This window comes from Mesorhizobium kamtschaticum (genome assembly GCF_056174585.1).
The window spans coordinates 3,886,813-3,907,288 of the sequence record NZ_CM149691.1 but is presented as its reverse complement, the minus strand read 5'-3'; the positions used below and the strand labels follow the sequence as shown (position 1 = coordinate 3,907,288).

The window sequence follows — 20,476 nt, the reverse complement described above, 5'->3', positions numbered from 1 at the left end:
GCTCAGACCCCGGTCGCCGGAATACCTGACCGTTCCACCTTGCGCGGCGCGGTGATGTCTTTCCACGTCGACAGCGCCCGGTTGACCGCCGCGTTCGGCTCGCGGCCGACGAACTGGCCATGGCCGGGCTTGGCCTTGACCTCGGCTTCCTCGATCGATAGCTCGCCGCGCGAGAAGACGAAGCGCGGCAAGCCGGTCACTTCGAAGCCTTCGAACACGTTGTAGTCGATGACCGACTGCTGTTTCTTCGACGAGATCGTCTTTTTGCGCTTCGGATCCCAGACGACGATGTCGGCGTCAGCACCTTCGACGATGGCGCCCTTTTCGGGTACATGTTGAGGATCTTGGCGATGTTGGTCGAGGTCACAGCAACGAACTCGTTCATCGTCAGCCGGCCGGTGTTGACGCCCGTGGTCCACAGCACCGGCAAACGGTCTTCCAGACCACCGGTGCCGTTGGGGATCTTGGTGAAATCGCCGACGCCGTTGCGCTTCTGCTTGGTGGTGAAGGCGCAATGGTCGGTCGCCACCACTTGCAGCGATCCAGCCTGCAGGCCGGCCCACAGCGAATCCTGATGCAGTTTGTTGCGGAAGGGCGGGCTCATCACGCGGCGCGCCGCATGATCCCAGTCCTTGTTGAAATATTCGCTTTCATCGAGCGTCAAATGCTGGACCAGCGGCTCGCCGAACACGCGCATGCCCTTCTGCCGCGCCCGGCGGATGGCCTCGTGCGCCTGCTCGCAGGAGACATGCACGACATAGAGCGGCACACCCGCCATGTCGGCGATCATGATGGCGCGGTTGGTCGCCTCGCCTTCCACTTCCGGAGGGCGCGAATAAGCATGACCCTCGGGTCCGTTGTTGCCGGCGGCGAGCAGCTTCTGCGACAAAGCGGCGACCACGTCGCCATTCTCGGCATGCACCAAAGGCAGCGCGCCAAGATCGGCGCAGCGCTGGAACGACGCATACATCTCGTCGTCATCCACCATCAGCGCGCCCTTGTAGGCCATGAAATGCTTGAACGAGGTGATGCCCTTGTCGACGACAGTGGCCATCTCGTCGAACACCTGCTTGCCCCACCAGGTGATCGCCATGTGGAAGGAATAGTCGCAGGCGGCCTTGGAGGTCTTGTTGTCCCACATCTGCAAGGCTTCCAGCAGCGACTGCTGCGGCGCCGGCAGGCAGAATCGACCACCATCGTCGTGCCGCCGGCAAGGGCCGCGCGCGTGCCGGATTCGAAATCGTCGGCCGAATAGGTGCCCATGAACGGCATTTCGAGATGGGTGTGCGGATCGATGCCGCCCGGCATGACATAGCAGCCGGTGGCGTCGTACTCATGGTCGCCATGCAGGTCCGAGCCGATGGCGACGATCTTGCCGTGGCTGAACAGCACGTCGGCTTTCCACGAGCGGTCAGCGGTGACGACGGTGCCGTTCTTGATGACTTTGGTCATTTTCTTGTTCCCTTGTTCTCTTCGCGCTTCTTTACGAGCGGCGTTTGGAATCTAGATCTCTAAGCTCACTCCACGATGACAGCCGTCTCCACCACCGCGTGGAACAGCACATCGGCGCCCGCCGAAGCCCATTCCTTGGAGATCTCTTCAGCCTCGTTGTGTGACAACCCGTCAACGCAAGGGCACATCACCATGGCGGTCGGCGCGACGCGGTTGATCCAGCAGGCGTCGTGGCCTGCGCCGGACACGAGATTGCGGTGTGAATAGCCGAGGCGTTCGGCGGCGTCGCGGATCGCCTTGACGCAACCGGCGTCGAAGGTGACGGGATCGAACGCGCCGACCTGTTCGACCTTGTACTGGATGTCGAGCGCCTCGCAGATCGTGTCGATGCCTTCGCGGATGCGGCCATCCATCGCGTCCAGCACTTCCTTCTCGGGCGAGCGGATGTCGATGGTGAAGACGGTGCGGCCGGCAATGATGTTGCGCGAATTGGGAAACACTTCCATGTGGCCGACCGCGCCGACGGCGTCGGGCTGGTAGTCCATGGCGATCTCATGCACCAGTTCGATGACGCGGGCCATGCCGAGACCGGCATTGCGGCGCTTCGGCATCGGCGTCGAGCCGGTATGGGCTTCCTTGCCGGTCAGCGTCACCTGCAGCCATTTCAGGCCCTGGCCGTGGGTGACGACACCAATGTCGATGTCTTCATCTTCCAGAATAGGACCCTGCTCGATATGCAGTTCGAAGAAGGCGTGGATCTTTCGGTCGCCGACCTTCTCGGTTCCCTTCCAGCCGATACGCTCCAGCTCCTCGCCGAATTTCTTGCCCTGCTTATCGGTATGTTCGTAGACATCGGCCTGCTCAAGCACGCCGGCGAACACGCCGGAGGCCATCATCGCCGGGGCAAAGCGCGAGCCTTCCTCATTGGTCCAGTTGGTGACGACGATCGGATGCTTGGTCTTGATGCCCAGGTCGTTGAGCGAGCGCACGACTTCCAGCCCGCCGAGCACACCGAGCACGCCGTCATATTTGCCGCCGGTCGGCTGCGTATCGAGATGGCTGCCGACATAGACCGGCGGCAGGCTGGGATCGGTGCCTTCGCGGCGGGCAAACATCGTGCCCATCTCGTCGAGGCCCATTTCGAGCCCGGCGGCCTCGCACCAGCGCTTGAACAGATGCCGGCCCTCGCCGTCCTCGTCAGTCACGGTCTGGCGATTGTTGCCGCCGGCAATGCCGGGGCCGATCTTCGCCATCTCCATCAGCGAATCCCACAAACGGTCTGAATTGATTCGCAAATTCTCGCCGGGTGCGGCCATTCAAAACCTCTCCAATTGCGCGGCGTCCCCCTCCCCCTCGAGGGGAGGGTGGCCGCGAAGCGGTCGGGTGGGGTCGCCTGACATAAGCTCGACCTTCCCTTTGACCACCTGCGCGACATGCCAGGCGCTGTTTATGACATCGGGCTCGTCAACGCGAAAGATATCGAACCCGAGCGAACGCAGATAGGCATCGCGAACGGCGTCGTGCCGTTTGCCCTTTTCGTGTTCGTGCAGATCGCCATCCACCTCGACCACCAGCTTCACAGCGAAGCAAGCGAAGTCGACGATATACGGCCCGATCGGGCACTGACGGCGAAACTTTATGCCGATCGATTTGAGATCGCGCAGCTCGTACCAGAGCAGGGATTCACCCTTGGTCGCGTGAACTCGAAGCGCGCGCGCCTTTTGGCGCATTTCGAAGCTCACGCGAGTCCGGGGCATCAGCGGCAGCCTCGCGGCAAAAGATCAGGTCGGCGCCCCGTCGCACCGACCCCACCCGACCGCTTCGCGGCCACCCTCCCCTCGAGGGGGAGGGATATCCGCGCCCAGTTTGTCAATCGATCGACCTCAGCACTTCACGCACATGGTCGATCAATTCATTGATCTGGCCCTTGGTGATAATCAGCGGCGGCGACAGCGCGATGATGTCGCCGGTGGTGCGGATCAGCGCGCCGCGCTCGAACGCCTTGACGAAGGCCGAGAAGGCCCGCTTGGTCGGGCTGCCGGCGATCGGCGCCAGTTCGATCGCGCCGATCAGGCCGATGTTCCTGATGTCGATGACATGCGGCTCGTCCTTCAGCGAATGCAGCGCGTCTTCCCAGTATGGCGCCAGTTCCTCGCCACGGGTGAGCAAGCCCTCTTCCTTGTAGGTGTCGAGCGTGCCGAGTGCCGCGGCGCAGGCAATCGGGTTGCCCGATAGGTGTAGCCGTGGAAGAACTCGATCATGTGCTCGGGGCCGGTCATGAAGGCGTCGTGGATTTCCTTCTTCACGAACACCGCGCCCATCGGGATGACGCCGTTGGAGACGCCCTTGGCGGTGGTCATGATGTCGGGAGTGACGCCGAAATAGTCGGCGGCGAACGGCGCGCCGAGACGGCCGAAACCGGTGATGACCTCGTCGAAGATCAGCAGGATGCCGTGCTTCGTGCAGATTTCGCGCAGCTTCTGCAGATAGCCCTTGGGCGGCAGGATGACGCCGGTGGAGCCGGCGACCGGCTCGACGATGACGGCGGCGATGGTCGAGGCATCATGCAAAGCGACGATGCGCTCCAGCTCGTTGGCGAGCTCCGCGCCATATTCCGGCACGCCCTTGGAGAAGGCATTCTTCTCCGGCAGATGCGTGTGCGGCATGTGGTCGACGCCACCGAGCAGCGTGCCGAACATCTTGCGGTTGGTGACGATGCCGCCGACCGAGATGCCGCCGAAATTGACGCCGTGATAGCCGCGTTCGCGGCCGATCAGGCGGGTGCGCGAGCCCTCGCCCTTCACGCGGTGATAGGCGATCGCCATCTTCAGCGCCGTCTCGACCGATTCCGAACCGGAATTGGTGAAGAAGACGTGGTCCATGCCCTTGGGCGCCAGGTCGACCAGGCGGTTGGCCAGTTCGAAAACGATCGGATGGCCCATCTGGAAGGCCGGCGCGTAGTCGAGTTCGGCGGCCTGGTGCTGGATCGCCTCGGTGATCTTCGGCCGGCAATGGCCGGCATTGACGCACCAGAGGCCGGCGGTGCCGTCCAGCACCTTGCGGCCGTCGCTGGTGGTGTAATGCATGTCCTTGGCGGACACGAACATGCGTGGCGCCTGCTTGAACTGCCGGTTTGCCGTGAACGGCATCCAGAATGCGCTGAGATCGTTCGGCGTGACTTTCAGCCGGTTGGACATGACCAAGACTTCCCCTTGTAAACTGTTTCGGTGCGTCCAACGCTTGGTCTTTGCCGCGCTTTCATGCTACGCAAATTTTTGACCGATTGGACAAACGTTAGCACCGCCCTGTCGGCGGTCAAGGGATTACTAGCGGAAATGCGGCTCCTGAAGTGCGTTCCACAGGCTAGGGAAAAACTGGTCCAGAGAATTGGTCCAGATGACCCTCAATGCGAGGGCTTGCAACGGTGAACACCGGCACGGACGCCCCTCGCCGCACCCGCATCCAGCAGGAAAAGCGGGAACTCATCCTGGAGGCCGCACTCGAGGTGTTCTCCACCAACGGCTTCCGCGGCTCGACCATCGACCAGATTGCCGAAGCGGCCGGCATGTCGAAGCCCAACCTGCTCTATTACTTCCGCCGCAAGGAGGACATTCACGAGACGCTGATGCAGCGCCTGCTCGACACCTGGCTGGCGCCGCTCAGGGAACTCGACGACATCGGCGATCCGATGACCGAGCTCAGGAGCTACATCAGGCGCAAACTTGAAATGGCGCGCGATTTCCCGCGCGAGAGCCGGCTGTTCGCCAACGAGATCCTGCAAGGCGCGCCGCGCATCATGCCGCTGCTGGCCGGCGAGCTGAAAACGCTGGTCGACGAGAAAGCCGCCGTCATCAAGGGCTGGATGCGCGCCGGCAAGATCGCCAGGACCGACCCCTGGCACCTGATCTTCTCGATCTGGGCAACGACGCAGCACTACGCCGATTTCGACGTCCAGGTCCGCGCCGTGCTCGGGCCGAACCGCGGCGGCGACGGCCGCTTCGAGGACGCCGCGAGGTTCCTGGAGCAATTGTTTCTTGAGGGGCTGAAGCCGAAGGGGTAGCAGCGAGATCACGTCTGGTATCAACTTGGCAGTCGCCGGGCTATCCCAGACGGTGGAGATTGGCCGAAGCGCACATTGATTTCGTCATTCTAGGGCGAAGCAAGGAGCGAAGCGACGCGGCGTAGACCCTAGAATCCATGCCGCGACTTCAACGCGCCGCAACGGTACAAATTCTGCTCCGCTGCATTCATTGTTCAAGGTCACGGAATGGATCCCAGGGTCTCCGCGACGCCGCTTCGCGGCTGCTCCGCCCTAGGATGACGAAGTTGAGGGGCTGCCGCCAGCCAACGTCAGGCGCTGCGCCGCTCGGCTGGCAGCGCGTCCAGCAGCGTCTGCAGCTTGGCGATCGAGTTCTGCTCGGCGAGCGGTGTGTAGACGATCAGCTTCATGTCCGAGCCGTCATCGATCGACAGGCTCATATGCTCGAACACCATCGCCCCGGCGATCGGATGCCGCAGATGCTTCATGCCCGACAGGCGGTGCACGACATCACGTTGCGGCCACCATTCGCGGAACTCGGGACTTGAGCGCATCATCAGCGCGATCAGCCGCTCGAAATCCGGATCGCCGACATACTTTGCGCTTTCGGCGCGAAACGCCGCAAGGGTTGCGCGCGCCAGTTGCTCCCAGTCGACGAGCAAATGCCGCCGGTGAGGATCCGTGAACACGCCGTGGATGATGTTGCGGGCGTCGCCCTCCAGCAGGCCGTAATCGCCGAAAATGGCAACGGCTCCGTCATTCCAGGCCAGCACATCCCAGCGCGGACCGACGACATAGGCAGGCTGCAGGACAAGGCTTTGCAGCATATGCAGCAGGGGGCCGTCGACCTTTCCAGCCGCGATGCGCCGTCGCTCCGGCTGCTGGCGGCCGGCGAGTGTGAACAGATGCCGCTTCTCGGCGGCGTCGAGGCGCAGCGCTCCGCACAGCGCCGTCAGCACCTCCACGGAAGGGCGCACATCCCTGCCCTGTTCCAGCCAGGTGTACCAGGTGGTGCCGACGCCGGCGATCATCGCCACCTCTTCGCGACGCAGGCCCGGCGTGCGCCGCCTGAGACCGGTCGTGATGCCGGTTGCCGAGGGCGTCAGCCTTTCGCGGCGCGAGCGCAGGAAAGCACCGAGTTCGCGCCGGCGGCTGTCTTCAGCGGAATGAGAGGGAGCATCCATGATGCCTATTATAGCAGTACTGATACCAGGATAAAGTTTGAACTGTTTGAGATCCGTCAGGCGTCCCATCTTGCGTCTGGAGCAACAGACAGGAGGCTCCCGACATGGATCTGAAAGACAAGACAATCCTCATCACCGGCTCGACCGACGGCGTCGGTCGCGTCGTGGCGCAAAGGCTGGGTGCCGCCGGCGCTCGCGTGCTGGTGCACGGTCGCGACGCAACGCGCGGCAAGGCGGCAATCGCAGAGATCGAAGCCGCCGGCGGCAAGGCCGAGTTCTTCGCCGCCGACCTCGCCTCGCTGGCCGAAATTCGCCGCCTCGCCGAGGCCGTACGCGCCCGAACGGACCGGCTCGATATCCTCATCAACAATGCCGGCATCGGCACCGCGGGTGCCAAAAGACAGGTCAGCGCCGACGGTTACGAACTTCGCTTCGCCGTCAACTATCTCGCCGGCTTCTTGCTGACCTCGGAGCTTCTGCCGCTGCTGAAGGCCAGCGCTCCGGCGCGCATCGTCAATGTTGCCTCGGCCGGCCAGCAGGCGATCGACTTCAGCGATGTCATGCTGACCCACGGCTATAGCGGCGTGCGCGCCTACTGCCAGAGCAAGCTGGCGCAGATCCTGTTCACCGTCGATCTGGCGGAACAGCTGAAGGGCACCGGGGTCACCGTCAACGCGCTGCATCCGGCGAGCTACATGAACACCACCATGGTCCGCCAGGCCGGCGTGACGCCATGGAGCTCGGTCGAAACCGGCGCCGACGCCATCGTCAACCTCGCCACCTCACCCGCGCTCGAAGGACGCGCCGGCCTCTATTTCGACGGCCTGCGTGAATCCCGCGCCGACGCCCAGGCCTACGACGCCAAGGCGAGACAACAATTGCGAAGCCTGAGCCTCGACCTTGTCGGCCCGGCCTCCTCAAAATCGAAGGAACAACACTCATGACCGACAGAACCGAACACACAGTCATCATCGGCGGCTCGTCCGGCATCGGCCTGGCAACCGCGCGCAAGCTGATTGGGCCCGGCATGAAGGTGACCATCACCGGGCGCAACCAGGACAAGCTCAACAGCGCCTGGAAGAGCCTCGGCGGCGCCGCCGACAAGGCCGCCTTCGATGCGTCGAAGCCGGACGAAGTGCGCCAATTCTTCGAGCGCCTCGGCCCGTTCGACCACCTCGTTCTGGCGGCGAGCGGCGGCAAGGGCCTTGGCCCGTTCGAGACCCTCGACCTTGCCGACATCGGCAGCGGCGTCGAAGAGAAAGTACGGCCGCAACTGTCCTGCCTGCAGGCAGCCCTGCCGACGCTGAACAGATCGGGGTCGGTGACCTTCATATCGGCGGTGTCGGCTCAGGCCACCATGCCCGGCGTCGCCGGCATCGGTGCCGTCAACGGCATGCTGCTGACCGTGACGCCGATCCTGGCTGTCGAACTGAAGCCGTTGCGCGTCAACGTCGTCGCGCCCGGCGTCATCGACACGCCGTGGTGGGACTTTTTGCCCGACGAGCAGCGGCAGGCGGTCTTCGCCGAATATGCCGGCAAGACCCCTGTGGGCAGGATCGGCCGCGCCGAGGATGTCGCCTCGGCGATAGCCTTTCTCGTCTCCAACGGCTTCATGACAGGCCAAGTGTTGACCTGCGATGGCGGCTTGCGATTTGCCGCCTAGCAGGCTGTTGAAGAAGTCCACTTGCGGGCGACGAAGTCTGCTTCGTCACCGCCATGGAAGCAGATTTGTCCACTGATGGAGCCGTCTGGTTGGATTTCGGCCCAGCCATTGCCTTGGGCTTCGTCCATTTCGTCATTGCCTTGCCAGGAGAAGGCGGCATTGTTGCCGTCGCCCGCGCCGAAGATCTGCCCAGTGACGCAGCCGAAGGCGAATTCGCCGGAGCCGTCGGCCGCGAACTCAATGTAGGCGGCCTCCATCATGTCGCGATAGTTCTCGACATAGTCGGGCATCGCGACGATCCAGCGGCCGGTGAGGCTCATATCGGCGCTGCCAGCAGCTTGGGCAAGCGGATCAGATTGTAGGCCGCCAGGTTCAAGGTGAAGGCCGCGCCCACACGGGCGCATCCTCGCAGCTTGACTTTGGCCATGCCGGCCGAGGCCTTGATCCAACCGAACACCTCCTCAATCCGCTTGCGGCGGCGCTGGCTGACCGCATAGCCGGCGTGGCGACGCGTGCGGCCATCGACCGCCGTCACGCGAGGCTTGCCGGTTTTGCTCAGATGGCCGTCGACGGCGATATGCGGCGTGACCTTGCGCTCGCGCAGATCCTTGATGAAAGCGCGCACGTCATACGCCTTGTCCGCACCCAGTGTGATGCGCCGCCGCGACGGTCTGCGATCCAACATGGCGAGCGCGGCATCACGTTCGCCCGTACCTGTCGCTTGGGTAATGCCGCCATCGACCGCCAGCCCATGACGGTTCTCCATCAGCGCATGCCCCATGTAGCAGAGCTTCGCCGGCTGCCCGTCGCCCTTCTTGTAGAGCCGTGCCTGCGGGTCGCTCGTGCTCTGATGTGTGTCGTTGGAGCGCTTCTCCTTGTGGAAGCCGCGCTCGGCGTTACGGCCCGCTCCATCCGGGTCGTTGTCGTCCCCGTCCTTGCGGCGGAAGCTCTTGATCGAAGCCCAGGCCTCGATCAGCGTCCCATCCACCGAGAAGTGGTCCGACGACAAAAGCCGCTTCACCTTTGGCTGAGCAAGCACCGCGCGCAGAAACTTTGCCGCGATCTCACCTTCCAGCAGCCGATCCCGGTTCTTGGTGAAGCTCGAATGATCCCAGGCCGGCTCGTCTACACCAAGCCCCACGAACCAGCGGAACAGAAGATCAAACTCCATCCGCTCCATCAACTGACGCTCCGAGCGAATGCCGTAGAAGGCCTGCAGCAGCATCGCACGCAGCAAACGTTCCGGCGCGATCGACGGGCGGCCGAGTCCGGGCGGATAAAGCACCGCAAAATCGCCGTCCATCTCCACAAGAGCGGCGTTCACGATCTCTCGTATCACCCGCAGCGGATGGTCGCGGCGAACCCGCGCCTCAAGGTCGACATACGAAAACAGCGAACCTGTCCGTTCGTCTGAGCCGCGCATCCACAAATCCCCAAATCATCCGGGGAGCAGTGAATCACGCTCCAAACAGCCGCGCCAGTACTTCTTCAACAACCTGCTAGAGCAATTCCAGGAAAAGTGCGAAGCGGTTTTCCGTCCGGAATTGCGTCAAACAAGGAACTAGAGCGGTTCACCGCTCTAGCTCCGCCCTTCAGAGCGACTGCGCGATGAGCGCCAGGAACCCACCGCTCAGCGCGACGTTTCCGACGAAGCCGTTGATGCGCGCCGCGCGGTCCGGGCCCTGATGGTCCCAGAAATTGTGGAACATCGGCGTCGCGGCGATCAGGAACAGCACCAGCACCGCGCAGGCGATCGCGGTCCACAAGCCTGCCATCACCAGCACGCCGGCGATGACCTGCAGGACGATGCCGGCCCACAGCGCCAGCCGCGCCTGTGGCACGCCGCGCGCGGCCATCAGCCCGGTCAGGAAAGCCGCGTTCTGGATGTTGCGCAGGCCGGCGAAGACGAAAGCGCCGCCGAGCAACAGGCGGCCGAGAAACAACAAAGTCGAAGGCAAATCGGCAGACATCAAACACTCCCTTTGAAAACAGTTGGAGCGCCGCCTCCCCGGCGGCGCTCCCAAACACATCAGGACGATCAGGCCGCCTTGGCCTTCTCGACCGGGTGGATGGCCTGGAACGGAATGCAGAGCCGGTTCCAGGTGTTGATCATCCCGAGCGCGACGGACAGCTTGACCAGTTCCTCTTCCGAGAAATGCTCGAGCGTGCGGGCATAGAGCTCGTCCGATACGCCATTGTTGGCAATCAGGGTCACCGCCTCGGTCCAGGCAAAGGCAGCGCGCTCGCGCGGGGAAAACAGCGGCGATTCCTTCCAGGCCGCGACGAGATAGAGCCGCTGCTCGGTCTCGCCGTCGCGCCGCGCCTCGCGGCTGTGCATCTCGACGCAATAGGAACAGCCATTGATCTGCGATGCCCGGAGCTTGATCAGGTGCAGCAGGCTGACCTCGAGCCCGCATTCGTCGACCGCCTTGTTGAGCGTCGACACCGCCTTCATGATCTCGGGCGCCTTGGCGAAGAATTGCATCCTCTGTTTCATCGTCTTTCCTTTCACATCTGCTTTGGGGGTTGAGGGGTTGAACTGGGTTTCTGCGGCCGCTGTTGGCGCGCCACGAAGGCACAACTCGCGGCAAACGATCTCGGATCGCCCTCCGCCGCATAATCCGCCACGATGTCGGACAGCTTTGTTTCGGCGAGCGCTGCGCGATAGGCGCGCTCAGCCCTGAGCATCGCGGCATTGATGCCGCAGGGTTTGACATAGGCCGACGCATCGATCTTGACCGGACCGTTGCGGCGGATTTCGCCGCAGCGAAACGCCGGTTCGCGCCCTTCGACGGCCAGCACGATGTCGAGCAGCGTGATGCGTTCGGCCGGCCGCGCCAGTCTATAGCCGCCCGCCGGACCCGATACCGATTCCAGGATGCGCGCGGCGCTCAGCATGTTGAGATGTTTAAGCAGATAGCTCGGCGACAGGCCGAACGCCTCGGCGAGCGCCGCACCCGGCATGGTGCTGTTGCCCTCGACGCTCGCCAGCGTGGCCGCGCAATGGATGGCCGCTTCAACGCCCTCGCCCAGCTTCATGATGACGATCTCCTATTCATGGATATATTTTATCGTGGATAATTTTTATCTGCAATGGGAAAATGAAAACGGCGCCCGAAGGCGCCGCTCTTTCTGTTGAATGTCCGCCCCTACTCCGCCGCCACCTTGGCCATCGGGTTGTTCGGGTGCGTGGTCCAGTTGGCGTAGATCGGCGACACCGGCTTGCCGGTGCGCTGGTCCATCACGCCGACCGCCAGCGGCTCCATGGTGATGCAGTTCTCGACCGGGCAGACATTGACGCAGAGATTGCAGCCGACGCATTCGGCCTCGATCACCTCGAAATGCCTGACGCCGTCGACCATGCTGGTGATCGCCTGGTGGGAAGTGTCCTCGCAAGCGATGTGGCAGCGGCCGCATTTGATGCAGGCGTCCTGGTCGATACGCGCCTTGGCGATGTAGTTGAGGTTGAGATACTGCCAGTCGGTGATGTTGGGCGTGGCGCGGCCGACGATGTCGTCGAGCGAGCGGTGGCCCTTCTCGTCCATCCAGTTTTCAAGACCGGCGATCATCTCCTGCACGATCTTGAAGCCATAGGTCATCGCCGCCGTGCAGACCTGCACGTTGCCGGCGCCAAGCGCCATGAATTCGGCGGCGTCACGCCATGTGGTGATGCCGCCGATGCCGGAGATCGGCAGGCCCTGCGTTTCCGGATCACGCGCGATCTCGGCCACCATGTTCATGGCGATCGGCTTCACCGCCGGGCCGCAATAGCCGCCATGCGAACCCTTGCCGTCGATGGTCGGCTGCGGCGCGAAACTGTCGAGGTCGACGGAGGTGATCGAATTGATGGTGTTGATCAGCGACACCGCGTCGGTGCCGCCGGCAAGTGCAGCCCGTGCCGGCTTGCGCACATCGGTGATGTTGGGCGTCAGCTTGGTGATGACGGGCATGCGGGTGTTGGCCTTGCACCAGCGCACCACCATCTCGATATATTCCGGCACCTGGCCGACGGCGGCACCCATGCCGCGCTCCGACATGCCGTGCGGGCAGCCAAAATTAAGCTCGATGCCGTCGGCTTCCGTCTCCTCGACCACCGGCAGGATCGCTTTCCAGCTCTCCTCGACGCAGGGCACCATCAGCGAGACGACGATGGCGCGGTCGGGCCAGTCCTTCTTGACCTGCTTGATCTCGCGCAGATTGACCTGCAGGTCGCGGTCGGTGATCAGCTCGATGTTGTTGAGGCCGAGCAGGCGGCGGTCGGCGCCCCAGATCGCGCCATAGCGCGGGCCGTTGACGTTGACCACCGGCGGCCCTTCCTCGCCCAGCGTCTTCCACACCACGCCGCCCCACCCTGCCTTGAAGGCGCGGATGACGTTGTAGGCCTTGTCGGTCGGCGGCGCCGAGGCCAGCCAGAACGGATTGGGCGATTTGATGCCGACGAAATTGTTGCGGATGTCTGCCATGACAGGTCCCTTTCAGCCGAGACGAAGAAGCAGTTCGACGGGTGCGAGAATGCCGCCTTCAAGCGCGGCGGTGAGATTGGCGATCTTGGTGCGGGCGTTCTCACCCATGATGAGACCAACGCCGGGCGCCGGCTTTTTTCCCTCCGCCTGCGCGGCGGCCATCCGCGCACGCAACGCGGCGAAAAATTCGATGGCGAAGGCGCCGCGCGGGCGCTCCGCGATCACGGAGAAACCGGAAGCCGTAGCCGCTGAGCGATAGTCATCGGGCGTGGCGACGAAGGACATTGTCTCGTCGGATGCCCATGGCACCGGAAAGGTCAGCGCGCCGTCCTTCAGCCGCATCACATCATAGACGGCGAAGACGCCGCCCGACTTGAGCACGCGTGCGGCCTCGCTCATCAGTTTTTTCTTGTCGGGAAGGTTCATGCCGACATGCAGGATCATGGCGGCATCAAAGCTATTATCGCCAAACGGCATATCCAGCGCGCTGCCTTGCACGAACCGAACCTTGTCGGCCATTCCCACCCGCTTCGACAGGCTGGTCGCGATGTCGACATAGCTTTGCGTCAGATCGATGCCGGTGACATCGGCGCCGGTATTGTTGGCGGCAAAGCGGGCTGGACCACCGACGCCGGAACCGATGTCGAGCAGCCTGGCCCCCGGCTTCAACCCCATCTGACCGATGAGTTCCCTGGTGGCGGCGATACCGCCAATGTGGAATTCGTCGACCGCTTCGAGATCGCCGGCGCGCAAATGGGCAATGTCCACGCCGGTATCGGCGAGCACGGCAAGAATATGCTGCTCAAGACCCGATACGTCGTAGTGACGGGCGATGCCCGATTCCACCGAGGCCATGATCTCTATCCCTGTGTCAGAACTCCTGTTGATGCTCTCGGCCGCGTCGCGGCCCTGCGCCACGGCCGAGACGGTCAGGTCGTCGCCGCCGAAGATGCAGTCGCCGCCGGCCCAGACCTTTGCCAGCGAGGTGCGCCCTTCCGCGTCGACCTTGATACGGCCTGCTTCGAGCTCGATCGAGGCACCGCTGCCGTTGAGGGCGGCCGGGACAAAACTCTGGCCGATCGCCTTGAACACCTGATCGGCAACCAGCGTCAGCGTCTCGCCGGTGCCGGCGAGCTTGTCGCCGTTGAGCGCGGTGTATTCGAGTTCGATGCCCGATACCTTGCCACCCTCGGCGATAACGCGCTTCGGCTGCAGCCAGTGGCGGATGGTGACGCCGTTGGCGGCGGCCAGATCCTGTTCGAAGCCCGAGGCGTTCATGTGTTCCTGGCCGCGCCGGTAGCAGATCGTCACCTCCTCGGCGCCGAGCAGCTTCGACTGCACGGCGGCGTCGATCGCCGTCATGCCGCCGCCGATGACGACGACGCGCCGGCCAACCGGCAGGCCGGAGAGATCGCTGGCCTGGCGCAGCTCGGCGATGAACTCCACCGCGTTGGTGACACCGGCCGCGTCCTCGCCATCGGCGCGCAGCGCGTTGACGCCGCCAAGCCCCATGCCGAGGAACACCGCATCGTAATTGCGGATCAGGTCGGAGAGCTGGTAGTCGCGGCCGAGCGCCTTGCCGTTCTGGATATCGATGCCGCCGATCGCGGTGACATAGTCAACCTCGGCCTGGGCGAAATTGTCGACGCTCTTGTAGGCGGCGATGCCGTATTCGTTGAGGCCGCCGGCCTTCGGCCGCGCCTCCAGGATGGTCACATCATGGCCATGACGGGCCAGCCGGTGCGCGGCGGCAAGGCCGGCCGGGCCGGCGCCGACCACGGCAACCGTCTTGCCGGTCGGTTCCGGGCGCGGATAAAACTGCTTGTTCTCGGCCATCGCGACATCGGTGGCGTAGCGCTGCAGGCGGCCGATCTGCACCGGCTTGCCCTCTGCGATCTCGCGCACGCAGACCTCTTCGCACAGCGTTTCGGTCGGGCAGACGCGGGCGCACATGCCGCCGAGAATGTTCTGGTCGAAGATGGTCTTGGCCGAGCCGATCGGATTGCCGGTCGAGATCTGGCGGATGAACAGTGGAATGTCGATCGAGGTCGGGCATGCATTCATGCACGGTGCGTCGTAGCAGAAATAGCAGCGGTCGGATTCGACCAGCGCCTCGTGATGATCGAGCGGCGGATGCAGGTCGGAAAAATTGTCGGCGTACTGGTCGGCCTGGAGCCGGCCGCCGACGATACCTTCCTTGAACTGGCCTTCTGGCATTGTCAGTTCCCCATGTTTTCGTTTTGGGGAAGGCTAGCACGTTTTGTTTTTTTATCAATTGGTCAATTTTCGGCGCAAGTCGCTGAAAGGACTGAATAAAAACATGATTTTTTTACTCATGTTATACCATGGACGGCTGCTCTGGCCGGGGCGGGTAGCCCTCGTCGACCGGCCGGCCATGGATAGCCCGGACCTCGTCCGCCACCAGTTGCTGCAACCGCCACAGATTGCGGTCGTGGATGCCGAATGCTTCGAGGTGACTGACCGTGTTGTAGAGATATTCCGCACCGGAGCCGATATGCCCGCAGGCCCTGGCCAACACGCGCGCCACCTTGTCCAGCGGCTGGTTCGGTGACGTCCCCCTGCCCTTCACGCCAACCCAGAAGCCCAGCGCCCGCAGCCCGCCTTGCGCCGTATGCACCGGCAGCCACCGAACCGAGCTGATGCTCTCATGGTCGCTGATCTCGCGCCGCAGCAGCCTTTCGATCTGCGCCGGCTTTTCACCCTCCGGCAAGCGGTAGATCACCCCGTTGCAGCGTCCGCCCCGTTCGAGCGCCATCATCAGCCCCGGCTGCTCGGCACTGCCACGCCAACGCACCATGTCGAGGCAGAAGGAGCGGTGCCAGCCGAAGGCCGTGGCGAGCCGTTGCTCGACCGATTCGAATTCCGGCTTCCAGATCAGCGACCCGTAGGCGAACACCCAGAGCGGCCCCTCATCCGCTTCAGCGGCAAGCCGCATGGCGAGGGTCCGGAAATCCTCGTCGGTCAGTTCGGTCCAGTTCGGGTCCGGGCCGGGATCGGCCTCTTGCCGATGGCAGAGTGCAACAAGCTCAGGCGTGAGCGACATAAGGCGCATGAACAACCCCCTTGCCATACAGAAATCGAAAACCGCGGGACACGCAACCGGGGAACACATGTCATGGGCAGACATTATTGTTGGGCGGTTGTCGGATTTCCGTCGCCCGGATCGTCCTGGGGTGGATCGGATAACGATCAATGCTGAACGGTGAGGAGACCGACCATGCCGAAATCCCCGATGCCCTTCTTCTGGTACGAGCTGATGACAACAGACCTCGACGCCGCCGAGGCCTTCTACACCAAGATTGTCGGCTGGACGGCGCAGCCTTTCGACAAGGCGCCCGGCATGCCGCGCTATATCGTCATGAATGTCGGTGAGCGCGGCGTCGGCGGCCTGATGACGATGCCCGAGGATGTCAAAAAGATGGGCGCGCCGCCCGCCTGGCTCGGCTACATCCATACCAAAGATGCCGACGACGCAACGAAATCGCTGAAAGCAGCCGGCGGCGGCGTTCACTGCGAACCCGGCGATATTCCAGGCGTCGGCCGCTTTGCCGTCGTTGCCGACCCGCAAGGCGCGACCTTCATGTTCCTGCAGCCGAACGGCCCCGACCAGCCTGTCGTGCCTGCCAGCACGCCTGGCCACATCGGCTGGCATGAGCTTTACACCAGCGACTGGAAGGCCGCGTTCGATTTCTATTCCGACCAGTTCGGCTGGGCCAATGCCGGCGACTTCGACATGGGCCCGATGGGTATCTACCAGACCTTTACGGCCGGCCCTGAATCCGGCGGCGGCATCATGAACAAGCCTGCGCAGATCCCCGTCCCGGTCTGGCAGTTCTATTTCAATGTCACCGGCATCGACACGGCCGCAAAACGTGTCACCGACAATGGCGGCAAGATCCTGATGGGGCCGATGGAGGTCCCCAGCGGCAGCTGGATCGTGCAGTGCCAGGACCCGCAAGGCGCGCATTTCGCCTTGATGGCGCCGGTGCGCTGACGGCAATAAGCGCCGCTGGCACGAAGCGACGGCCTTTCATCGCACCACCGGTGAAAGGCCGCATGCCTCTGCGTGGCCAACTTATTCCGGCGTCAGCACCGCGACCTTCAGCTCAGCCTTTTTCGCGCCGCTGAACTGGACGGTGGCCAGGCCGGCCGCGAGCTTGAAACGCACGCTTTTGCGGATACCTGGGCAGGTTTTCACGCCGCTATAGCCCGCCGACTTGATTGCCTTGCCGTCCTGAATGACATCGATCCAGGCCTCGCCGGACAGGCTGATCTGAATGGCCCCCTCGGGCGGCACCACCACGCTGGCGACAGCGCCAAATGTCCCCTCTCCCGGGGCGTGTTCGGGCGGCAGCGTAAAACCGGCTTTCTCCGCCGGGACCAGCGCCATATCCGCGGCGGCACCCACCGCCAGCGCCGCTCCGGGCGGCGTTGCGGGCGCCGCGGCAAACAGCGCCTGCTCCCGCGTTACCGGCCATTTGAAGGCCTCGCAGCCGGCGTCCTCGGCCATGGCCAGGCTGGTGCCTGCAAGGAGTGCGAACAGGCTGATGATGATTTTTTTCATGGCAAGGGAACTTTCATGGCAGGGAACCCGCATGTTCAGAGTGTCCATATTAATACAACCATAGCGATACAAATGCAACCCAGGCGAGAACAATATCAAAGGGCATACCAGGGAACATTTCCAATCACCGATTGTTGATGGCATGCCATGGGAAGTGAATGGTCCAGCGCCGGGCGATAATCTATGGCCGGGCCGGGAGGGTGAAAATGGAGTTTCAGATGAAGCTTTTTGAAGGCCTCTCCAAATACCAGCCGCAGGCGCTCGGCTTGCTTCGCATCATGACCGCGCTGCAGTTCATCGAGCATGGCAGCCAGAAACTGTTCAATTTCCCCGTCAGCGCCGAGCCTCACGCCCTCACCGGGCTGACGACGGCCGCCGGCATTCTCGAATTCGCCGGCGGCATCCTGCTGGCGCTTGGCCTGTTCACGCGGCCCGTCGCGTTCCTCTTGGCCGGCGAAATGGCGATCGCCTATTTCATGGCGCACTACCCGCGCAACTTCTTCCCGGCCAACAATGGCGGCGACGCGGCGATCTCCTTCTGCTTCATCTTCCTCTATCTGGTCTTCGCCGGCGCCGGCGCCTTCGCCCTGGACAACCGCGGCAAGGCCTGACGTCCCAAGCGGGGTGAGTCCTCATCCCCGCATCCGTTCGAAATTCGCATCGAACAGCGGCGCCGCCTGCATGCGCGCCGCGTGGCGCTTGCCCAGCAGCTCGATTTCGAAGCCGTCACTCTCGTCGGCGATCTCCTTCGGCACATAACCGACGGCGACCGACTTTTTCGAGTGATGCGCGTAGCCACCAGACGTCACCCAGCCGCGCACCGCGCCGCCGAACCAGATCGGTTCGTCGCCGATGACATCGGCGTCGTCGGCATCGACGATGAAGGCGCGCAGCCGCAATTTGCCACCCTGCTTGCGCTCGGCCAATGCCGCCGCCTTGCCGATGAAATCCGCCTCCTTGCTATAGGCGACGAAGCGGTCGAGCCCGGCTTCCAGCGGCCCGTAGATCGGCCGGTATTCACGCCCCCATGAGCCATAATTCTTCTCCAGCCTGAGCGCATTGAGCGCGCGCGAGCCGAACAGGCCGATGCCGAAGTCTTCGCCCGCCGCCATTAGCGCCTGATAGGCGGCACGCTGATATTCCGGCGCCACCCAGATCTCGTAGCCGAGATCGCCGGTGTAGCTGACGCGGCCGACCAGGCACGGCGCCATGCCGACATCCATCTTCGCCACCGCCATGAACGGAAACGCCGCGTTGGAGACATCCGCGCGGCTGACCTTAGCCAGCACCTCCCGCGCCTTCGGCCCGGCAATCGCAAGGCCGGTGAGTTTCGCGCCCAGCGCCTCGATGTGAACCGAGCCGTCGCCTGGCAGATGCGCCTCGAACCAGCGCATGTGATATTGCTCGGCAATACCGGAGCCGGCGAGGAACCAGCCGTCAGGACCGAGATTGGCCAGCGTAAAATCGCCGATCAGTCTGCCGTCTTGCTTCAGCATCGGCGCCAGCGTCATGCGGCCAGGTTTCGGCAGCTTGCAGGCGAGCATCTTATCGAGCCACGCAGCAGCCCCCTCGCCCGTCACCTTGTATTTGGCGAAGCTCGAAATCTCCGACAGACCAACGCTGCCTCGGACCGCCGCGACCTCCCCAGCGACATGGGAAAAATCGCTGGAACGCCGCCAGGAGAACTCGTCCTTGATGCCTTCCGGGCATACCAGAGCGGCACTTCCAGCCCATAGGCGACGCCAAACTGCGCGCCCTTGGCCGACAACAAATCATAGACCGGCGTCGTCTTCAGCGGCCGCCCTGCAGGCAGTTCCTCATTGGGAAAGCGGATCGAGAAGCGCCTGGAATAGTTCTCGCGCACCTTGGCATTGGTGTAGGCCATCGTCGCCCAGTCGCCATAGCGCGCCACATCCATGGCCCAGATGTCGGCGCCGGGATCGCCCTCGATCATCCAGTTGGACAGCGCCAGACCGACGCCGCCGCCCTGCGAAAAACCGGCCATGACGCCACAGGCGACCCGAAAACCCGGCAGGCCGCGCACCGGCCCAACCAGCGGATTGCCGTCCGGCGCAAAGGTGAAGGGCCCGTTGATGATCTGCTTGATGCCGGTGTTCTGGAAGGCCGGGAAATGCCGGAACCCGACCTCCAGCGACGGCGCGATGCGGTCGATGTCGGGCGCCAGCAATTCATGACCAAAATTCCACGGCGTCTGGTATTCGGACCAAGGCTTGTTGGCTTTCTCATAGGTGCCCATCAGCATGCCGCCACGCTCCTGGCGCAGATAGAGTTCACCGTCGAAATCGACGGCATGCATGATCTCTTCTCCGGTCTTGGCGTTCCAGGCGGCGACTTCCGGCATGTCCTCGGTGATCAGGTACATGTGCTCCATGGCCAGCACCGGCAGTTCGAGCCCGACCATGCGACCGACCTCGCGCGCCCACAGGCCGCCGGCATTGACGACATGCTCAGCCACCATCTCGCCCTTGTTGGTGATGACGCGCCACATCCCGTCGGGCCGCCGTACGATGTCCTTGACCTTGGTGAAGCGTTCTATTTCCGCTCCAAGTTTCCGCGCGGCCTTGGCATAGGCATGGGTGACGCCGGAGGGATCAAGGTGGCCGTCCTCCTTGTTTCTGACGGCGCCGACGAACTGCTTGGGGTCGAGCAGCGGCATCAGTTCGGCCGCCTCTTTCGGCGAGATTTCTTCCAGCTCAATGCCGAGATAGCGGCCCTTGGCGACGACGCCGCGCAGCCAATCCAGCCGCGCCTCGGTCGCCGCCAAGAGCACGCCGCCGGTCAGGTGCACGCCGGTCGCCTGGCCGGAAAGCTCCTCGATCTCCTTGTAGAGGTTGATGGTGTATTTCTGCAGCTTGGCGACGTTGGGGTCGCCATTGATCGTGTGCATGCCGCCCGCCGCGTGCCAGGTCGAGCCTGAGGTCAGCTCGTCGCGCTCCAGCAGCACCACGTCGGTCCAGCCATGGCGGGCGAGATGGAACAGCACGGAACAGCCAACGACGCCACCGCCAATGACCACGACCTTTGCATGCGATTTCATAGGTTTTTCTCTGATATCAATGAGTTGGATGG

At 63.4% G+C, this 20,476-nt stretch carries 17 protein-coding genes and 5 pseudogenes; 6 read left to right on the top strand and 16 right to left on the bottom strand.

The window, feature by feature from the left end; all coding sequences use genetic code 11:
- Positions 1-2: 2 nt before the first annotated feature.
- Positions 3-1,392, bottom strand: a pseudogene (hydA, locus tag AC0V7N_RS19280) (dihydropyrimidinase).
- Between hydA and AC0V7N_RS19275 the strand changes: the two are divergent.
- Entirely contained in the window at positions 1,279-1,515 is a 237-nt protein-coding gene (locus AC0V7N_RS19275; protein WP_496628045.1) for a hypothetical protein, read from the top strand. The pseudogene hydA and the gene AC0V7N_RS19275 overlap by 114 nt on opposite strands.
- Before the next feature lie 2 nt (positions 1,516-1,517).
- Here the strand turns inward: AC0V7N_RS19275 and AC0V7N_RS19270 are convergent, their stop codons facing one another.
- The 3 genes and pseudogenes from AC0V7N_RS19270 to aptA form a co-directional block, all read right to left on the bottom strand.
- Positions 1,518-2,768, bottom strand: a complete 1,251-nt coding sequence (locus AC0V7N_RS19270) for a Zn-dependent hydrolase (RefSeq protein ID WP_475450052.1) — start codon at positions 2,766-2,768, stop codon at positions 1,518-1,520.
- Positions 2,769-3,194, bottom strand: a complete 426-nt coding sequence (locus tag AC0V7N_RS19265) for an endonuclease domain-containing protein (protein WP_475450051.1) — start codon at positions 3,192-3,194, stop codon at positions 2,769-2,771.
- A gap of 127 nt (positions 3,195-3,321) precedes the next feature.
- A pseudogene (gene aptA, locus AC0V7N_RS19260) lies at positions 3,322-4,649 on the bottom strand (omega-aminotransferase AptA).
- A gap of 209 nt (positions 4,650-4,858) precedes the next feature.
- Here aptA and AC0V7N_RS19255 point away from each other — a divergent pair.
- Positions 4,859-5,512: a TetR family transcriptional regulator C-terminal domain-containing protein gene (locus AC0V7N_RS19255; protein WP_475450050.1), complete on the top strand. Its 654-nt coding sequence runs from the start codon at positions 4,859-4,861 to the stop codon at positions 5,510-5,512.
- A 290-nt stretch (positions 5,513-5,802) separates the two neighbouring features.
- Here the strand turns inward: AC0V7N_RS19255 and AC0V7N_RS19250 are convergent, their stop codons facing one another.
- The gene (locus AC0V7N_RS19250; RefSeq protein ID WP_475450049.1) at positions 5,803-6,675 is read right to left on the bottom strand and encodes a helix-turn-helix transcriptional regulator; all 873 of its coding nucleotides are present in this window, start codon (positions 6,673-6,675) and stop codon (positions 5,803-5,805) included.
- Positions 6,676-6,779: 104 nt separating this feature from the next.
- On the opposite strand from AC0V7N_RS19250, the gene AC0V7N_RS19245 reads away from it, so the two are divergent.
- Together AC0V7N_RS19245 and AC0V7N_RS19240 are read left to right on the top strand one after the other, a co-directional pair.
- Entirely contained in the window at positions 6,780-7,619 is an 840-nt protein-coding gene (locus AC0V7N_RS19245; RefSeq protein ID WP_475450048.1) for an SDR family NAD(P)-dependent oxidoreductase, read from the top strand.
- Positions 7,616-8,338 carry an SDR family oxidoreductase gene (locus AC0V7N_RS19240; protein ID WP_496627193.1) on the top strand — a complete coding sequence of 241 codons (723 nt, stop codon included), beginning with the start codon at positions 7,616-7,618 and terminating at the stop codon, positions 8,336-8,338. Before AC0V7N_RS19245 ends, AC0V7N_RS19240 begins: the two co-directional genes overlap by 4 nt.
- Here the strand turns inward: AC0V7N_RS19240 and AC0V7N_RS19235 are convergent.
- From AC0V7N_RS19235 to AC0V7N_RS19195, 9 genes and pseudogenes are all read right to left on the bottom strand, one after another.
- Positions 8,335-8,658 carry a hypothetical protein gene (locus AC0V7N_RS19235; protein ID WP_475450047.1) on the bottom strand — a complete coding sequence of 108 codons (324 nt, stop codon included), beginning with the start codon at positions 8,656-8,658 and terminating at the stop codon, positions 8,335-8,337. The genes AC0V7N_RS19240 and AC0V7N_RS19235 overlap by 4 nt on opposite strands.
- The gene (locus tag AC0V7N_RS19230) at positions 8,655-9,761 is read right to left on the bottom strand and encodes an IS5 family transposase (protein ID WP_475450046.1); all 1,107 of its coding nucleotides are present in this window, start codon (positions 9,759-9,761) and stop codon (positions 8,655-8,657) included. The genes AC0V7N_RS19235 and AC0V7N_RS19230 overlap by 4 nt, the downstream gene beginning before the upstream one ends.
- A 169-nt stretch (positions 9,762-9,930) precedes the next feature.
- Positions 9,931-10,308 (bottom strand): DoxX family protein, encoded by a 378-nt coding sequence (locus AC0V7N_RS19225; RefSeq protein WP_475450045.1) that lies wholly within the window; start codon positions 10,306-10,308, stop codon positions 9,931-9,933.
- Between the two features lie 68 nt (positions 10,309-10,376).
- Positions 10,377-10,835: a carboxymuconolactone decarboxylase family protein gene (locus AC0V7N_RS19220; protein ID WP_475450044.1), complete on the bottom strand. Its 459-nt coding sequence runs from the start codon at positions 10,833-10,835 to the stop codon at positions 10,377-10,379.
- A gap of 11 nt (positions 10,836-10,846) precedes the next feature.
- A complete protein-coding gene (locus tag AC0V7N_RS19215) occupies positions 10,847-11,377 on the bottom strand; it encodes an RrF2 family transcriptional regulator (protein ID WP_475450043.1) in 531 nt (176 codons plus the stop codon).
- A gap of 110 nt (positions 11,378-11,487) precedes the next feature.
- Positions 11,488-12,801, bottom strand: a complete 1,314-nt coding sequence (gene preA / locus AC0V7N_RS19210) for an NAD-dependent dihydropyrimidine dehydrogenase subunit PreA (protein ID WP_475450042.1) — start codon at positions 12,799-12,801, stop codon at positions 11,488-11,490.
- A gap of 12 nt (positions 12,802-12,813) precedes the next feature.
- Positions 12,814-13,437 (bottom strand): annotated as a pseudogene (locus AC0V7N_RS19205) (class I SAM-dependent methyltransferase); the annotation flags it as partial.
- 240 nt (positions 13,438-13,677) lie between these two features.
- Positions 13,678-15,018, bottom strand: a pseudogene (locus tag AC0V7N_RS19200) (NAD(P)-dependent oxidoreductase); the annotation flags it as partial.
- Between the two features lie 121 nt (positions 15,019-15,139).
- Entirely contained in the window at positions 15,140-15,874 is a 735-nt protein-coding gene (locus AC0V7N_RS19195; RefSeq protein ID WP_475450039.1) for a gamma-glutamylcyclotransferase, read from the bottom strand.
- Positions 15,875-16,039: 165 nt separating this feature from the next.
- Between AC0V7N_RS19195 and AC0V7N_RS19190 the strand changes: the two genes are divergently transcribed.
- Positions 16,040-16,816: a VOC family protein gene (locus tag AC0V7N_RS19190; protein ID WP_475450038.1), complete on the top strand. Its 777-nt coding sequence runs from the start codon at positions 16,040-16,042 to the stop codon at positions 16,814-16,816.
- A gap of 81 nt (positions 16,817-16,897) precedes the next feature.
- Here AC0V7N_RS19190 and AC0V7N_RS19185 read toward each other — a convergent pair whose 3' ends face one another.
- Entirely contained in the window at positions 16,898-17,386 is a 489-nt protein-coding gene (locus AC0V7N_RS19185) for a hypothetical protein (RefSeq protein ID WP_475450037.1), read from the bottom strand.
- Between the two features lie 218 nt (positions 17,387-17,604).
- On the opposite strand from AC0V7N_RS19185, the gene AC0V7N_RS19180 reads away from it, so the two are divergent.
- Complete coding sequence (locus tag AC0V7N_RS19180) at positions 17,605-17,997, top strand: DoxX family protein (RefSeq protein ID WP_475450036.1); 393 nt, start codon at positions 17,605-17,607, stop codon at positions 17,995-17,997.
- 21 nt (positions 17,998-18,018) lie between these two features.
- Here AC0V7N_RS19180 and AC0V7N_RS19175 read toward each other — a convergent pair.
- Positions 18,019-20,444, bottom strand: a pseudogene (locus AC0V7N_RS19175) (GcvT family protein).
- Positions 20,445-20,476: the final 32 nt, after the last annotated feature.

Excerpts from the sequence above, each read along its gene's own strand:
- AC0V7N_RS19275 (WP_496628045.1), top strand. The coding sequence starts at position 1,279 with ATGGGTGTGCGGATCGATGCCGCCCGGCATGACATAGCAGCCGGTGGC.
- AC0V7N_RS19270 (WP_475450052.1), bottom strand. The coding sequence starts at position 2,768 with ATGGCCGCACCCGGCGAGAATTTGCGAATCAATTCAGACCGTTTGTGG.
- AC0V7N_RS19255 (WP_475450050.1), top strand. The coding sequence starts at position 4,859 with ATGCGAGGGCTTGCAACGGTGAACACCGGCACGGACGCCCCTCGCCGC.
- AC0V7N_RS19250 (WP_475450049.1), bottom strand. The coding sequence starts at position 6,675 with ATGGATGCTCCCTCTCATTCCGCTGAAGACAGCCGCCGGCGCGAACTC.
- AC0V7N_RS19245 (WP_475450048.1), top strand. The coding sequence starts at position 6,780 with ATGGATCTGAAAGACAAGACAATCCTCATCACCGGCTCGACCGACGGC.
- AC0V7N_RS19240 (WP_496627193.1), top strand. The coding sequence starts at position 7,616 with ATGACCGACAGAACCGAACACACAGTCATCATCGGCGGCTCGTCCGGC.
- AC0V7N_RS19235 (WP_475450047.1), bottom strand. The coding sequence starts at position 8,658 with ATGAGCCTCACCGGCCGCTGGATCGTCGCGATGCCCGACTATGTCGAG.
- AC0V7N_RS19230 (WP_475450046.1), bottom strand. The coding sequence starts at position 9,761 with ATGCGCGGCTCAGACGAACGGACAGGTTCGCTGTTTTCGTATGTCGAC.
- AC0V7N_RS19225 (WP_475450045.1), bottom strand. The coding sequence starts at position 10,308 with ATGTCTGCCGATTTGCCTTCGACTTTGTTGTTTCTCGGCCGCCTGTTG.
- AC0V7N_RS19220 (WP_475450044.1), bottom strand. The coding sequence starts at position 10,835 with ATGAAACAGAGGATGCAATTCTTCGCCAAGGCGCCCGAGATCATGAAG.
- AC0V7N_RS19215 (WP_475450043.1), bottom strand. The coding sequence starts at position 11,377 with ATGAAGCTGGGCGAGGGCGTTGAAGCGGCCATCCATTGCGCGGCCACG.
- preA (WP_475450042.1), bottom strand. The coding sequence starts at position 12,801 with ATGGCAGACATCCGCAACAATTTCGTCGGCATCAAATCGCCCAATCCG.
- AC0V7N_RS19195 (WP_475450039.1), bottom strand. The coding sequence starts at position 15,874 with ATGCGCCTTATGTCGCTCACGCCTGAGCTTGTTGCACTCTGCCATCGG.
- AC0V7N_RS19190 (WP_475450038.1), top strand. The coding sequence starts at position 16,040 with ATGCCGAAATCCCCGATGCCCTTCTTCTGGTACGAGCTGATGACAACA.
- AC0V7N_RS19185 (WP_475450037.1), bottom strand. The coding sequence starts at position 17,386 with ATGAAAAAAATCATCATCAGCCTGTTCGCACTCCTTGCAGGCACCAGC.
- AC0V7N_RS19180 (WP_475450036.1), top strand. The coding sequence starts at position 17,605 with ATGAAGCTTTTTGAAGGCCTCTCCAAATACCAGCCGCAGGCGCTCGGC.